The following is a 14,630-nucleotide window of genomic DNA, read 5'->3' as shown; positions in this document are numbered from 1 at the left end:
GCATTATGGCTAAAGCTGCAAGCGTGAAAAATCCCGCCCAATATGCCTGGGAATGGGAGGGGAAGGACAAGGGCGGCAAGGTGGTGCGCAACGAGATTCGCGCCGAAACCGAAGCCGTGGCCCGCATGATGCTGCGCCGTCAGGGCATCAATGTGCTCAAGATCAAGCGCAAACGGCAAAAGCTGGGCAGCAGCATCACCGAAAAGGATGTGGCGCTGTTTACCCGCCAGCTATCGACCATGATGCGTGCCGGTGTGCCGCTGTTGCAGGCATTCGATATTACCGCACGCGGCCACAGCAATCCGCGCATGACCAAGCTGCTGCTGGATATCCGCGCCGAAGTGGAAAACGGCAGCTCGCTGTCCGAGTCTTTTCGCAAGCATCCGCTGCAGTTCGATGCCTTGTTCTGCAATATGATCGCGGCGGGTGAAACCGGCGGTGTGCTGGATTCGCTGCTGGACAAGCTGGCGACTTATAAGGAAAAAACACTGGCGATCAAGGCCAAGATCAAGTCGGCCATGATCTACCCGACGGCGATTATCGGTACCGCCTTTATCATTACTGCCGTGATCATGATCTACGTGATTCCGGCGTTTAAAGACCTGTTCTCCAGCTTCGGTGCAGACTTGCCGGCGCCGACCATGTTCGTGATCTGGCTGTCCGACTTCTTTGTCGAATGGTGGTGGCTGATTTTCGGTGGCCTGTTCGGGGCGATTTTCGGCAGCATGTTTGCCTTCAAGCGCTCGCCCAAGGCGCACAAGATTGCCGACCGCATTGTGCTGAAGCTGCCGGTGATCGGTGACATCGTGAGAAAGGCGACTATTGCGCGCTGGACGCGCACGCTGGCCACGCTGTTTACCGCCGGTGTACCGCTGGTCGAGGCGCTGGATTCGGTGGGCGGGGCATCGGGCAACCAGGTGTATGCCGATGCCACCGGGCAGATCCGTACCGAGGTCAGTACCGGTTCCAGCCTGACTTACGCCATGCAGAAAAGCGATCTGTTCCCCAATATGGTGATGCAGATGACCGCCATCGGCGAGGAGTCTGGTTCGCTCGACTCCATGCTGGAGAAGGTGGCCGACTTTTACGAAGAAGAAGTGGATAACGCGGTGGCTGCGCTGTCCAGCTTGATGGAGCCGGTGATTATGGTGGTGCTGGGTGTGTTGATTGGTGGCCTGGTGATTGCCATGTATATGCCTATCTTCAAGATGGGGCAGGTGGTGGGCTGATGGCGCTATTCGATCTGATGCTGGCTTTGCCGCCTGTGGCTTTTATTCTGCTGGTCGCGCTGTTTGGCCTGTTTGTCGGCAGTTTTCTCAATGTGGTGATTGCACGGCTGCCGGTGATGCTTGAGCGGCGCTGGGCTGCCGAATGCGCCGAACTGCGTGGCGAAGAGATCGCCCCGTGCGCGCCCTTCAATCTGATGGTGCCGCGCTCGCGCTGCCCGCAGTGCGGTGCGGCCATTCGCCCCTGGCACAATATTCCGCTCCTGGGCTGGCTGTCTTTGCGCGGGCGCTGTGCCGATTGTCAGGCGCCGATTCCGCTGCGTTACCCTCTGGTCGAACTGGTCACGGGTGTGCTGTTTGCCGTGCTGGCCTGGCGCTTCGGGCCATCGGTCATGCTGGCGGGGAGCTTGCTGCTGGCTGGCGCGCTGATTGCGCTGACCTTTATCGATGCTGATACCCAATTGCTGCCGGACGATATCACCCTGCCGCTGATATGGGCCGGCCTGTTGTTCCATTTGCTGACCGGTATCTTGCCTCTGTCCGACGTGGTGGCGGGGGCGATGGCGGGTTATCTGTCCTTGTGGTCGGTGTACTGGGCATTCAAGCTGGTCACCGGCAAGGAGGGCATGGGTTATGGCGACTTCAAGCTGCTGGCGGCGCTGGGTGCGTGGCTGGGCTGGCAGATGTTGCCGCTGATTATTCTGCTGTCCAGTCTGGTCGGTGCCTTGTGGGGCATCGCCATGATGGCCGCCGCGCGCCTGGGACGCGGCCAGCCCTTGCCGTTCGGCCCTTATCTGGCGGCGGCAGGCTTGATCGCGCTGATATGGGGGCCCGCTATCGTGGGGTGGTATCTTGGTGGCTTGTAAGCGGGCGATTATCGGGCTGACCGGTGGCATAGGCTCGGGCAAGAGTGCGGTGGCGCAGCGTTTTGCCGCGCTGGGGGTCGATGTGGTCGACACCGACGAGGTCGCGCATGCGCTGAGTGCTTCCGGTGGTGCGGCCATGCCGGCGATTGCGGCCGGGTTTGGTCCTGGTGTGATCGCGGCCGATGGCAGTATGGACAGGGCGGCGATGCGGGCGCTGGTGTTTGCCGATCCGGCCCGGCGCGCGCAGCTGGAGGGCATTCTGCATCCGCTGATTCATGCAGAGAGTCTGCGCCGGCTGTCACTCGGGCACAGCCCGTATGCGATGCTGGTGGTGCCCTTATTATTTGAAACCGGCACTTATCTTGGCCTGCTGTCGCGCACACTGGCCATCGATTGCCCGGAAGAAATGCAGTTGTCGCGGGTGATGCAAAGAAGCCGACTGACAGAAGAACAGGTGCGTGCCATTATGGCGGCGCAGCTGTCGCGTAGCGAACGCAAGGCCAGAAGTGACGATGTAATCGATAATAGTGGCGATTTAACCGCGCTTGATCTTCAAGTTGCGCTTAAACATCGTTATTATCTAGCCAGTTTTACCGGTGCGGCCTGTCCGCCCTCATCCACAGACCATACGGATTCGCGTAGTGATTAGTTTTGAGTTCCCTGTTACCGAACGTACGCGTGCCTTGCTCCGCCTGGAGCAGCTCTATCTGCGGCTGAATTTTTTCATTACGCGGGAACACCCGTTTGAACACCATTCTGCCCTTCTGGTTCTGTTCGAGATACTGGAAGTGGCGTCACGTGCCGAACTTAAGTCCGATTTGCTGCAGGAGCTGGAGCGGCAGAGGCAGGTGCTGGAAGGTTTGCATAGCAACCCGGCGATCGACGCGGTCGCGCTGGATACCGAGCTGGACAGGATCGATCATGTTGCCGGCCGCCTGTTGCAGTTGACCAGCAAGTTTGGCCAGCATTTGCGCGAGAATGAATGGCTGATGTCGATCAAGCAGCGTGCGGTGATTCCGGGCGGGACCTGCTCGTTTGATTTGCCGTCTTATGCCTTGTGGCAGAGCAAGAGCGCCGACGAGCGCCGCTCCGATATCCAGCGCTGGGCCGAACCCATGATGCCGACTTCCGAGGCTGCCGATATTTTGCTGCGCCTGCTGCGCGACAGCGGCAAGACGCATGCGTATCAGGCGCGGCGCGGGGCTTTTCAGCAGATGTCGGGCGGCCGCGTGGTGCAGCTGATCCGTGTCGATTACCCCGAGGGGCTGAATGTTCTGCCGGAATTGTCGGCCAATAAGTACGCGATCAATCTGCGCTTTGTCCAGACGGGCACCGGTGAAGCGCGTGCGCGCCAGAGCGAGCAGGATATCGACTTTTCCATGACCTATTGCAAGTTTTAACCATGACCAGCCAGAGCAATACCCCTATCAAAACCGTTTCCTGCCCGACTTGCGGTACGCCCGTGTCGTGGACGCCGGAAAGCCGCTACCGTCCGTTTTGCAGCGAGCGCTGCAAGCTGATCGATCTGGGGCAGTGGGCGGATGAAAGCTATCGCGTCCCGACCTCCCCACCGGACGAGCTGGGAGAATAGTTTTCGGGATCGGGGACTGGTGATCCGTATCGGTGTTGATTTGGCATCATTTTTTCGCCACGTTGAAATCAGTTCCCAGTTCCCAGTTCCCCGTTCCTAAGTTCTCGCAAACAAGGTGCTTTGCGAGAAGTAGCCTTTCACACCGGCCAGCAGCGCCTCGGCCATCTGGCGCTGAAAGGCCGGATCGACCAGCTTTCTTTCTTCTTCCGGATTACTGATAAACGCCGTTTCCACCAGAATCGACGGAATGTCCGGTGCCTTGAGTACGGCAAAGCCCGCCTGTTCGACCTGCGATTTGTGCAGGGTATTGAGGTTGCCCATGCGCCCCAGCACCGCCTTGCCCAGCTTCAGGCTGTCATTGATGGTGGCGGTCTGGGTCAGGTCGAGCAGGGTATGCGCCAGATACTTGTCCTTGCCGCCTATCTTTACCCCGCCTATCAAGTCGGCATCGTTCTGGGTTTTGGCCAGAAAGCGTGCCGCAGTCGAGGTGGCGCCTTTTTCCGACAGGGCAAATACCGAAGAGCCGCGCGCCGTCGGCGTGGTAAAAGCGTCGGCATGGATGGAGATAAAGAGATCTGCCCCCAGCTTGCGCGCCTTGGCCACGCGCACGCCCAGCGGAATGAAAACGTCTTCGTCGCGCGTCAGATGCGCGCGCATATTGCGCTGGCTGTTGATCATTTTCTGCAGCTCGCGTGCAATCTTCAGCACCACATCCTTTTCCCGCACACCGGAAGGCCCGACTGCGCCCGGGTCTTCACCGCCGTGACCGGGGTCCAGCACGATGGTCACCGGCCGGTCGATGCCGGCCTTGCCCGGTTGCGGCTTCAGTTGTGGCTGCTCGTCCAGCTTGCCCTTGTTGTAGTCCTGCAAGAGCGCCAGTAGCGGGTCTTCCTGCGCCTTGGCCGGATACAAGTCGACCACCAGCCGGTCGCGAAAGCCGGCGACCGGGCTCAGGGTAAACACTTGCGGGGCGACATCGGTCTTGAGTTCCAGTACCAGACGTACCGTATCCGGGGTGAACTGCCCGGCGCGGGCGCTCTTGATATAAGGGTCGGCATCGGTGATCTGGCTATTGATGCCGGTCAGCAACGCGTTGAGCGTCACTCCTTCCAGATCCACCACCAGCCGCGCCGGATTGCTCAGGCTGAACTGCTTGTAGCGCAGCGTTTCGCTGGACTCCAGCGTGATGCGGGTATAGGTGGTCGACGGCCAGATACGCAGCGCGACGATTTGCGGTACGGCGGCAAAACCGATGCGGCTGACGGACAGCAGCCAGGTTGCCGCAGCGGCACCGACCAGATGGCGGCGGCTTAGATCGAAAGTCGGCTCAGACATTGAATCCCTTGTGCGTCATGGGCGTGGATGCGGTAGGTGCGGCCATCATCGGCCACCGCTAGCGCTAGAGTGAGATCAGGCTGTGGCAACAGGCCTTGCGCCTTTTCCGGCCATTCGACCAGACACAGGGTATCGTGGCCGAATAGTTCGCGAAAGCCGGCATCTTCCCATTCTTCCGGATCATTGAAGCGGTACAGGTCGAAATGGTGCGCGGTCAGACTCGCCAGCGGGTAGGTCTCAACCAGCGTATAGGTCGGACTCTTGACCCGCCCCTGATGGCCCAGCCCCTGTAGCAGGCCGCGGGTCAGCGTGGTTTTGCCTGCGCCCAGGTCGCCTTCCAGAAAAATCACCATGCCCGGGATGATGGCCTGTGCCAGGCTTGCGCCCAAGCCTAATGTAGCCGCTTCATCCGGCAGGTAGCCGCTGCGGGTGCTGGTATCATCCATAACCATGACCGAGAGTAAAATGCAAAACGTGGATTATCCCGAATTGGCGGCACAAATCAAAGCATGGGCGCAAGAACTGGGCTTTGACGGCGTGCGCATCACCCGTGCAGAACTGCCGCCCGAGGCCGGCGAACGCCTGCAGGCCTGGCTGGATGCCGGGCACCACGGTGAAATGGATTATATGGCGCGCCATGGCCTGATGCGGGTGCGCCCGGCCGAGCTGGTACCCGGGGCCCTGAGTGTGATCTCTGTGCGCATGAATTACTGGCCGGGCGAGGCTAGGGCTGCCGAGTCGGTACTGGCCGAGCCTGGGGTGGCGTATCTGTCGCGTTATGCGCTGGGGCGCGATTATCACAAGGTCTTGCGTAAACGCCTGCAAGCGTTAAGCGAGCGCGTGCGTGCGGTGGCCGATGCGCAGGGGGCGCGGGTGTTTACCGACAGCGCCCCTATTGCCGAGGTGGCGCTGGCGGCACAAGGGGGGCTCGGCTGGCGCGGCAAGCATACCTTGCTGCTCAATCGCGAGCAGGGCTCGCTGTTTTTTCTGGGCGAGATCGTTACCGATCTGCCGCTGCCCGAAGACTATGAAGAGCCGGCGCACTGTGGCAGTTGTACGCGCTGCATCACAGCGTGCCCGACGCAGGCCATTATTGCGCCTTACCAGCTGGATGCACGGCGCTGCATCTCTTACCTCACCATCGAACTCTCTGGTGCCATTCCCGAGGCGCTGCGCCCCCTGATCGGAAACCGGGTTTATGGCTGCGACGATTGCCAGCTGGTATGCCCGTGGAACCGCTTTGCCGTGGCGAGCCATGAGGCGGATTTTGCGGTGCGTCATGGTCTGGACGATGTGTCCCTGGTCGAATTGTTTGGCTGGAGCGAAGACGAATTCAATCAGCGCATGGCCGGCAGCCCGATCTACCGCATCGGTTACGAGCGCTGGCTGCGCAATCTGGCGGTCGGCTTAGGCAATGCACCGGGCACGCCCGAGGTCATGGCCGCGTTGCAAGCCAGAAGCAGCCATGACTCGGCGCTGGTGCGCGAGCATGTGGCCTGGGCGCTGGCGCAGCATGGGGGCAGGGCCAGTCGGCAGGAGGGATAGCCATGGCCAGAACCGGTTGCCAATACAGGTGCATCCGTTTTGGCCATGGGGTATTGCTCAGGACTGCACGCTCTTCACGAAGTGAAACGAGGTGATGGTGAAGTCTTCACGAAAGTAGAGCTTGTGCGCCTGAGGACGCCAGGTACCCGAGTCCAGTGCAAAGAACTGGCAGCCCGCATGTCTGGCCTCGGCCTCGCACCAGTGCAGCAACTGCTTGCCTATCCCTTGGGAGCGGCAGGCCTCGTCGGTCACCAGGTCATCGAGGTACAGGCGCAGATCCTCGTAGGTGTTTTCGTAGATCCGGTACAGCGCAAGTCCTGTCACCCGGCCTGCCGTATCCACCGCCACAGTCATGCGTGCGCCACCCGCAAACACCCTTTCCATCTTGGCGCTATAGGCGGTTGTTTCGTGCGGCAACATGGGGCGTAACTGGCGGTGGACGGCCAGTGCGGATGCCAGCAGATCAGGCCGTGCCAGGCTGCCATCATCCGCGGTGACACGGAGCAGTCGCTGCGTGGACATCAGGCTAGGCGCGATGGGGCGATAACCAGTGATTCGCCTTCCAGAATTACATTGCCGGCGACAAAACACTGGGTGGTAAATTTAACGCGCTTTTTGTTGGGATCAAGCTCGGCAACTGTTGCGCGCGCGGTCACAGTCTGGCCGATCTTGACCGGGGCCTTGAAGCGGGTGGACTGCGACAGATAGATGGTGCCGGGGCCGGGCAGGCGGGTGCCGACCACGGTAGAGATCAGGCTGGCGGTGAGCATGCCGTGGGCAATGCGGCCACCGAACATGGTCTGTTCGGCGTATTCCTGATTGATGTGAACCGGGTTATCGTCGCCCGAGACCGCAGCAAACATCAGGATGTCGGCCTCGGTAATGGTTTTGGCGTACTCGGCGAAATCACCGATTTTAAGGTCTTCGAAGTAGACGGTCATGACGGTACTCCCGTATTATGATGATGAAATGTTGCAGTGCATTGTACACGCAAGTCGTGACAGGCAAATTGCGTGTTAAGGGCGCAAAAAGCGGAGGGGCCGGATTTTGTGCATGTGGGGCTTGCGCTTTCTTCAAACGATTGTTTGAATGCTAGGGCGCGGCAGAGCATCACGACAGGCTACGGCTGCATGCGTCAATGATCTATCAACCAGTCCGAAGCATACGCTGGAGGAATATGAAAGTTCTAGTCGCTGTGAAACGCGTTGTTGATTACAACGTGAAAGTTAGGGTCAAGGCTGACGGTAGCGGTGTGGACATCGCCAACGTCAAGATGTCGATGAACCCGTTTGACGAGATCGCCGTAGAAGAGGCTGTGCGCCTGAAAGAGGCCGGCAAGGCCAGCGAAATCATCGTGGTGTCCATGGGTGTCAAGCAGTGTGAAGAAACACTGCGTACGGCGCTGGCCATGGGTGCTGACCGTGCCATTCTGGTGGAAACCGAGACCGAATTGCAGCCTTTGGCCGTGGCCAAGCTGCTCAAGGAAATCGCCGCCAAGGAAGCGCCGCAACTGATGATTCTGGGCAAGCAGGCGATTGACGATGATGCCAACCAGACCGGCCAGATGGTTGCCGCGCTGCTGGGCTGGGGTCAGGGCACGTTCGCGTCCAAGGTTGATCTGGCGGCTGAAACCGTCAATGTCACCCGCGAAATCGATGGCGGCCTCGAAACCGTCAAGCTGGCATTGCCGGCCGTCGTGACCACCGACTTGCGCCTGAACGAGCCGCGCTACGTCAAGCTGCCTAACATTATGGCCGCCAAGAAAAAGCCGCTGGAAAAAGTTTCTCCGGCAGATCTGGGCGTCGATGTGACCCCGCGCCTGACCACGCTCAAAGTGGCCGAGCCTGCCAAGCGTTCCGCCGGCATCAAGGTGGCATCTGCTGCCGAGCTGGTGGCCAAACTGAAAAACGAAGCAAAGGTGCTGTAAGCCATGGCTATTCTCGTTATCGCTGAACACGACAACCAGAGCCTGAAAGCAGGCACTCTGAACACCATTACCGCTGCGGCCAAGCTCGGTGGCGACGTGCATGTGCTGGTTGCTGGCGCCGCTTGCGCCGCCGCCGCCGATGCTGCCAAATCGGTGGCAGGCGTTGCCAAGGTGCTGGTCGCCGATGCCGCGCAATACGCGCACGGCCTGGCCGAGAATCTGGCTCCGCTGGTGATCGATCTGGCCAAGGGCTACAGCCATGTGCTGGCGCCGGCCTCCTCTTTTGGCAAGAACCTGCTGCCGCGCGTGGCTGCCTTGCTGGATGTGGCGCAGATTTCCGAAATCTCGGCAATCGAGTCGGCCGACACCTTCGTGCGCCCGGTTTACGCCGGTAACGTGCTGGCGACGGTGCAGTCGTCCGATGCGATCAAGGTGATCACCGTGCGTACCACCGCATTTGAAGCGGCGGGCAATGGTGGTGCAGCGGCACTGGAAAGCATTGCCGCAGGTGCAGACGCACAACTGTCGACTTTTGTCGGCGCCGAGCTGACCAAGTCCGATCGTCCGGAACTGGGCGCTGCCAAAGTAATCGTTTCCGGTGGCCGTGCACTGGGTTCGGATGCGCAGTTCAAGGCTGTGATCGAGCCGCTGGCCGACAAGCTGGGCGCAGCGGTAGGCGCTTCGCGCGCTGCCGTGGATGCAGGCTATGCACCAAACGACTACCAGGTCGGCCAGACCGGCAAGGTGGTGGCTCCGCAGCTTTACTTCGCCGTCGGCATTTCCGGTGCCATCCAGCACCTGGCTGGCATGAAGGATTCCAAAGTGATCGTTGCGATCAACAAGGATGAAGAAGCGCCAATCTTCCAGGTGGCTGATTACGGCATCGTCGGTGACTTGTTTACCGTCGTACCGGAACTGATGGCCGAGCTGTCCAAGTAAGCGACAGCCGGAACGAGGCAGGCCTTGATGCCTGCCCGCAATAAAAAAACAGAACCGGCCCGACGGTTCACCCCGGAGACCACCCTGTCGTCAGGACAGGCTTCAGGTGAATGCGCGGCCGGTTTTTTTGTACTTACAACATTGCACCCACATCAAAGGAGAGATCGATGATCTACAACGCACCGGTCAAGGAAATCCGCTTTGCCCTGAACGAACTGGCCGAACTGCCATCCATCTGCAGCCTGCCCGGCTACGAGGATTGCTCGGTTGATCTGGTCGACGCCATTCTGGAAGAAGCCGCCAAGTTCGCCGAAGGCGTGCTGGCTCCGATCAACAAGGCTGGCGACCAGGGCGCCAAATGGAACGCCGACTACAGCGTGACCTCCGCTCCCGGCTTCAAGGACGCCTGGCTGCAATATGTCGAATCCGGCTGGGCCGGCCTGCGCACCCCGACCGAATTTGGCGGTCAGGGCATGCCGGCACTGGTTGCGCTGGCAACCGAAGAAATGTGGTGCTCGGCCAACCTGGCCTTCTCGCTGGCACCATTGCTGACGCTTGGCGCGGTTGAAGCGTTGCATCACCACGCTGGCGACGAACTCAAGGCCGTCTATCTGCCCAAGATGGCAACCGGCGAGTGGACCGGTACCATGAACCTGACCGAACCGGGTGCCGGCTCCGACCTCGCCCAGGTGCGCAGCAAAGCTGTGCCGGCAGCGGACGGCAGCTATCTGATCAGCGGCCAGAAGATCTTCATCACCTGGGGCGAGCACGACATGGCGGATAACATCATCCACCTGGTGCTGGCACGTCTGCCGGACGCACCGGCCGGGGTGAAGGGCATCTCGCTGTTTGTCGTGCCCAAGTATCTGGTGAATGCCGACGGCAGCCTGGGGGCGCGCAATGATGTGCGTTGCGTCTCGCTCGAGCACAAGCTGGGTATCCACGGCAGCCCGACTGCGGTGATGAGCTTCGGTGACGAAGGCGGTGCCATCGGCTATCTGGTGGGCGAGGCCAATAAGGGCCTAGGCTATATGTTCACCATGATGAACCACGCGCGTCTGGGCGTCGGCGTCGAAGGCATGGCAGTGTCCGAACGCGCCTACCAGAAGGCGGTCGAATACGCGCGCGACCGCGTACAAAGCCGTGCAATCGGTTCGTCCGATCCGGCCGGCGTCGCCATCATCCAGCACCCGGATGTACGCCGCATGCTGATGACCATGCGCGTTCAGATCGAGGCGCAGCGCGCACTGGCTTGCGTGGCTGCAGCGGCAATGGATCGCGCGGCTCAGCATCCGGTTGCAGCCGAAGCGGCAAAAAACCAGTCACTGGTGAACTTCCTGATCCCTATCGTCAAGGGCTGGAATACCGAGCAGGCCAACGAAATCACCAGCCTGGCGGTGCAGGTGCATGGCGGTATGGGCTTTATCGAAGAAACCGGCGTTGCCCAGTACTACCGCGATGCGCGCATTACCTCGATTTATGAAGGCACCACCGGTATTCACGGCCTGGATCTGATCGGGCGCAAAACGTTCAGCGAAGGCGGCGCGACCGCGCTGGCACTGCTGGAAGAAACCCGTCTGGTTGCTGCCAAACTCGCGCCAAGCCAGCCCAAGCTGTCGGCCAATCTGACCGCCGCTGCCCGCGAAGCCGAGCGTTGCGTTGCCTTCATTCTGGAAACCTTCAAGGCGCAGCCACAACTGGCGGCTGCCGGTTCGGTACCTTTCCTCAAACTGATGGGTATCGTGCTGGGCGGCTGGCAAATGGGTCGCGCCGCGCTGATCGCGCAGGACAAGCTTGCTGAAGACGGTGCCGATACCGATTTCCTGTCGGCCAAAATCATCAGCGCGCGCTTCTACGGCGACCATCTGCTGCCACAGGTCTCCGGTCTGGCCGCCGCTATCCTTGAGGGTGCCGACAGCGTGCTGGAGATGCCGGAAAATCTGTTCTGATCCTGACAGGTTCTGCCATGAAAAACGCCACGGCTTGCCGTGGCGTTTTTATCTTCTGGCCTATGCCTTATTTGGCCAGTTTGATTTGTGTTACCTCTCCTGTGAGGTAGCCTACCGCCGCGCCAAACTTGTTCTTGTAGTTGGCGTTGATCAGCGGGTCGAGCGTGCCCTTTACCGTGTTGTGGATAGAGCCCCAATCGCCGGCGTGCTGGAAGTTGCTCATGATGTAAGTCCAGCCGTTAAGCTCGTCAACGGCATGCAGGCCAGTCGATTCGCCGCCGGCGGGAATCGACATCAGCCGTGACAGTTCCTTGCTGTCGATGTTGTATGCCCACAGGAAGTTGTTCACATGCTGGCCGCTGTCTTCGCCGATAAACAGGGTGCGCATTTTCTCCGAAAACTTGAGGTTATCCGGGTTGGCGATCTTGTCCGGGTTGGCGGTGTTGCCCAGCGCGTCGGGAGCAGCCAGATCTTCGCCGCTGAGTAGTACCTTGCTGTTTGCCGGCATCCACTCACTGTTGATAGCCACGCCGTCGCTGTCTTTCAGTCCGCCGGCGAGTTGGTGTTGCAGGATCGCACCTGCCTTGAGCTGGGCCGGCAGGTTGATGCCGATACCGGCCTGATAACCCTTGCTGCTGCCGACAACCATCGAATCCTGGCAGTTCTGCAGCGCCGAGTACGCCAGCTTGTCCTTGGCATTGACGGTGGTGCCTTCCATCTTGGTGAAGCCCAGGCTGCCGCCGACATAGGCCGCGTAGCGGTGAGTCTCCAGGAAGGCCGCCGCCTTCTCCATGCCCGGTTTCAGTTTCAGCCATTCGGCCTTGCCGCCGACGAATACCTTGCGGAAGGTTGCGTCGTTCGGGTCGGTGGTGACGCGTTCGAAGATATCGGTTGCCTGTACCGTGTCGGCCAGCGCCTTGATCTCGGCGCTGTTGGCCCGGCCAAGCCGGATCCAGGCGAGCTTGAAGGCCGGCGCTTGCGGGTCCAGCGCGCTCAGACCGGTTCCTTCGATCTTGGCGACGTACAGGGTGCCGGCGGACAGGTCTTTTTCCTTGTCTGCGACAAAGCAGAACAGCCCGCCATTGGTCGCGTCGTCGCCCATCAGCGCGGTGCGCTGGTCTGGCATCACCTGCACCAGTTCATGCGAGATGCGGCCCATGCAGTAGTGCTTCTTGATGCTGCCAGTGCCGTCCGGATTGACCGTGACTTCCGGCAGGTGGCCATAGTGGTAGGGCTTGGCCCGGGTCTCGTCGCCGAACAGGTTCTTGGAGAAGGCCTTGAACTGGCTGCTGGACGCAGCGCCGAACGCGTCCGGTTCGTACTCCTCGCTCGACAGATGGGTGCCCCACGGCGACAGGCTGGCGCCGCAGGTGATCCATAAGCCTTGCGCGGGGCTGGTGTCGACATTGTGGTACTTCACCAGTGTGAGTTTGCCGGTCTTCGGGTCCTGGTCCAGCGTCAGTACGGCGATCGGCGACGGCAGCTTGCCGTACATATCGGTTTTGCCATCCTGCGCCCATGTGGTGTACTCGAACTGCACCACGGCGAACACCGGGTTGCCGTTTACCCCTGGTACCTTGGCACCTGCTACCGCCAGCAGCGAGGTGCCGTCCGGCGAGTCGGAGAAGAACAGGCGGGTCTGGCCTAGCACCGAGGTGTCGAGGATGGGCTGGTTGTTGATGTCGTAATAGCCGCCAGCCAGCACCTTGCCGCCCTTGCCATCCGGTACCTGGTCGCCGGTGACGAAGAAGGGCTGGTAGGCGAGCTTGTTGACCAGTTGGCTACCGTCGCTGAACTGGACAGTCATTGCGCTTGCCACGTCGGTGGAAGCCATGCGGGCTGGTTCGGCCAGAGTAGGGGCTGCCATCGATGTGAAACGAACTCTGGACAGCGTAGGTGCTGGCGTTGCTGGTGGCAGCGTATTGCTACTACTACTACTACTACCGCCACCGCCCAGACAACCGGCCAGCAGCGCGCTGCTGCCGGCGCCGACGGACAGGGGAAGCAGGGGGCCGCTGGCGAGCAGTTGCAGCAGGCGGCGGCGATCCGGGTGAAAGGTTTGCATAAGGGAAGACTCCGTTGGACTGTCGTTAAGCGGATTTTGCGGATTATTCCCGTTGGTGATGTCAGGTAAATGAACGTTAAATGACAAATTAATTTTGTAATGTCGGGCAATAAGAATAGAGGCCTAAAACAAGGGGGAGAGGTACTAGGCGTAGCGATGATGCTGGGTTGTGACTTAGGGGGAATGGATGTCCACGCTTTAGGCGTAGCCTGGAAAATACAAATCAAGCAGTCCTTTCATCAGTTTGATGGGTGTGCCGGAAATGTCGGAAAACCTGTTCTGATTCTGGTCGGTTCTGCCATGAACAATGCCACGGCTTGCCGTGGCATTGTTGTGTGCATGGCTATGGCATTATATTGCTCCTCGCAGAAGTGCTTGTGCATATATGGTGTGTTGGTGGTAGCCTGCCGCGCTGCATCTGGTGCTGGTTCGCCATGCGGTGTAAAGCTGTAATAGGTGCGCAGCTTGTGCCTTTGGCATGAGTTGTCTAATCTTGCAATTTATTTGGAATAAATAGAGCCTGATGCGTGCGCGTAAAATCTGGCGTTTAGGTGATCTTTCCCAAGTCTTGGCGGGGGCGCCGCGTCTGCTGCCTTATCTTGCCCTTGCTCTGGCCTTGTTCTGGTTGGGGACGGTGCTGTCTGTCTGGCTGGCGCCGGCATCGCAGCAGGTGCGTGCCTTGTCCTTGCCCGAGCCGACGGCGGACGCCGGGCGGGTGGCCGCTTTGCACTGGTTTGGCGAGATGGTCAGCCCTGAGCTGGCCGCCGCACAAGGTGCTGCGCCGCTGACGCTGGTCGGGGTATATGCGTCGGGCAATGCGCATACCGATTTTGCGCTGGTGGGCGAGGGTGACAAGGTGTCGCCGGTGCGTGTCGGTCAGCAAACCGGCGGCTGGACCTTGCTGGAGGTTTTGCCAAGCGCTATTCGCATCGGCCAAAACGGCAACGAGCGCCGGGTCGAGCTGGCCCGTCCGACGGCCGCTACCGGTGCGTTAACGACGGCGCCTGCCCCAATGCCGCCGCCGGCTAGCCCCGATTTCTCTGCTCCTGTGCCCTTGCCTGATGCGACGGCTGCGGGGGTGAACAGTATGTCCGTTGTGCCGGAGGCGGTGCCGGGCGAGGCCGAGCCGGGTGTTCCGTCTGGCCGCCGCCGTGCTGCTTTAATCGACGCCAACCCCAACTAGAGTT

General features: G+C 60.3%; 15 protein-coding genes. 10 read left to right on the top strand and 5 right to left on the bottom strand.

The genetic code is table 11. The features are described from left to right. Nucleotides 1-5 precede the first annotated feature (5 nt). Genes GQF02_RS11500 through yacG form a run of 5 tightly spaced genes read left to right on the top strand, consistent with a single transcriptional unit; the run spans nucleotide 6 to nucleotide 3,683 of the window. Nucleotides 6-1,229, top strand: a complete 1,224-nt coding sequence (locus GQF02_RS11500) for a type II secretion system F family protein (protein WP_160797302.1) — start codon at nucleotides 6-8, stop codon at nucleotides 1,227-1,229. Continuing rightward, complete coding sequence (locus GQF02_RS11495) at nucleotides 1,229-2,092, top strand: prepilin peptidase (protein ID WP_160797300.1); 864 nt, start codon at nucleotides 1,229-1,231, stop codon at nucleotides 2,090-2,092. Before GQF02_RS11500 ends, GQF02_RS11495 begins: the two co-directional genes overlap by 1 nt. Next, nucleotides 2,082-2,741, top strand: a complete 660-nt coding sequence (coaE, locus tag GQF02_RS11490; protein WP_160797407.1) for a dephospho-CoA kinase — start codon at nucleotides 2,082-2,084, stop codon at nucleotides 2,739-2,741. Before GQF02_RS11495 ends, coaE begins: the two co-directional genes overlap by 11 nt. Further along, a complete protein-coding gene (gene zapD, locus GQF02_RS11485) occupies nucleotides 2,734-3,492 on the top strand; it encodes a cell division protein ZapD (RefSeq protein WP_160797298.1) in 759 nt (252 codons plus the stop codon). The genes coaE and zapD overlap by 8 nt, the downstream gene beginning before the upstream one ends. 2 nt (nucleotides 3,493-3,494) lie before the next feature. Next, nucleotides 3,495-3,683: a DNA gyrase inhibitor YacG gene (gene yacG / locus GQF02_RS11480; protein WP_124735190.1), complete on the top strand. Its 189-nt coding sequence runs from the start codon at nucleotides 3,495-3,497 to the stop codon at nucleotides 3,681-3,683. A gap of 96 nt (nucleotides 3,684-3,779) precedes the next feature. On the opposite strand, the gene GQF02_RS11475 is transcribed toward yacG, so the two are convergent. Both GQF02_RS11475 and tsaE read right to left on the bottom strand, forming a co-directional pair. After that, complete coding sequence (locus GQF02_RS11475) at nucleotides 3,780-5,018, bottom strand: N-acetylmuramoyl-L-alanine amidase (protein WP_160797296.1); 1,239 nt, start codon at nucleotides 5,016-5,018, stop codon at nucleotides 3,780-3,782. Continuing rightward, nucleotides 4,994-5,464 (bottom strand): tRNA (adenosine(37)-N6)-threonylcarbamoyltransferase complex ATPase subunit type 1 TsaE, encoded by a 471-nt coding sequence (tsaE, locus tag GQF02_RS11470; protein ID WP_220789447.1) that lies wholly within the window; start codon nucleotides 5,462-5,464, stop codon nucleotides 4,994-4,996. Before tsaE ends, GQF02_RS11475 begins: the two co-directional genes overlap by 25 nt. A gap of 19 nt (nucleotides 5,465-5,483) precedes the next feature. Here tsaE and queG point away from each other — a divergent pair, with 19 nt between their 5' ends. Next, nucleotides 5,484-6,563, top strand: coding sequence for a tRNA epoxyqueuosine(34) reductase QueG (gene queG, locus GQF02_RS11465; protein ID WP_235930167.1), 1,080 nt, complete (start codon nucleotides 5,484-5,486; stop codon nucleotides 6,561-6,563). Between the two features lie 57 nt (nucleotides 6,564-6,620). On the opposite strand, the gene GQF02_RS11460 is transcribed toward queG, so the two are convergent. After that, complete coding sequence (locus GQF02_RS11460; RefSeq protein WP_160797290.1) at nucleotides 6,621-7,085, bottom strand: GNAT family N-acetyltransferase; 465 nt, start codon at nucleotides 7,083-7,085, stop codon at nucleotides 6,621-6,623. Then, nucleotides 7,085-7,504, bottom strand: a complete 420-nt coding sequence (locus GQF02_RS11455) for a MaoC family dehydratase (protein ID WP_160797288.1) — start codon at nucleotides 7,502-7,504, stop codon at nucleotides 7,085-7,087. Before GQF02_RS11455 ends, GQF02_RS11460 begins: the two co-directional genes overlap by 1 nt. A gap of 236 nt (nucleotides 7,505-7,740) precedes the next feature. On the opposite strand from GQF02_RS11455, the gene GQF02_RS11450 reads away from it, so the two are divergent. The 3 genes from GQF02_RS11450 (at nucleotide 7,741) to GQF02_RS11440 (ending at nucleotide 11,378) form a co-directional block, all read left to right on the top strand. Continuing rightward, the gene (locus tag GQF02_RS11450; RefSeq protein ID WP_124735185.1) at nucleotides 7,741-8,490 is read left to right on the top strand and encodes an electron transfer flavoprotein subunit beta/FixA family protein; all 750 of its coding nucleotides are present in this window, start codon (nucleotides 7,741-7,743) and stop codon (nucleotides 8,488-8,490) included. Nucleotides 8,491-8,493: 3 nt separating this feature from the next. Then, nucleotides 8,494-9,429: an electron transfer flavoprotein subunit alpha/FixB family protein gene (locus tag GQF02_RS11445; protein ID WP_160797286.1), complete on the top strand. Its 936-nt coding sequence runs from the start codon at nucleotides 8,494-8,496 to the stop codon at nucleotides 9,427-9,429. A gap of 167 nt (nucleotides 9,430-9,596) precedes the next feature. Continuing rightward, nucleotides 9,597-11,378: an acyl-CoA dehydrogenase C-terminal domain-containing protein gene (locus tag GQF02_RS11440; protein WP_160797284.1), complete on the top strand. Its 1,782-nt coding sequence runs from the start codon at nucleotides 9,597-9,599 to the stop codon at nucleotides 11,376-11,378. 67 nt (nucleotides 11,379-11,445) lie between these two features. Here the strand turns inward: GQF02_RS11440 and GQF02_RS11435 are convergent, their stop codons facing one another. Then, nucleotides 11,446-13,443 (bottom strand): PhoX family protein, encoded by a 1,998-nt coding sequence (locus GQF02_RS11435; protein WP_160797282.1) that lies wholly within the window; start codon nucleotides 13,441-13,443, stop codon nucleotides 11,446-11,448. 523 nt (nucleotides 13,444-13,966) lie between these two features. On the opposite strand from GQF02_RS11435, the gene GQF02_RS11430 reads away from it, so the two are divergent. Then, a complete protein-coding gene (locus GQF02_RS11430; RefSeq protein ID WP_160797280.1) occupies nucleotides 13,967-14,626 on the top strand; it encodes a type II secretion system protein N in 660 nt (219 codons plus the stop codon). The last annotated feature ends 4 nt before the right edge of the window (nucleotides 14,627-14,630 follow it).

It is taken from the genome of Craterilacuibacter sinensis (genome assembly GCF_009831765.1).
Classification (GTDB): Bacteria; Pseudomonadota; Gammaproteobacteria; order Burkholderiales; family Chromobacteriaceae; genus Craterilacuibacter; species Craterilacuibacter sinensis.
The sequence above is the reverse complement of the archived record's forward strand: the minus strand, read 5'-3'. Positions and strand labels throughout refer to the sequence as shown.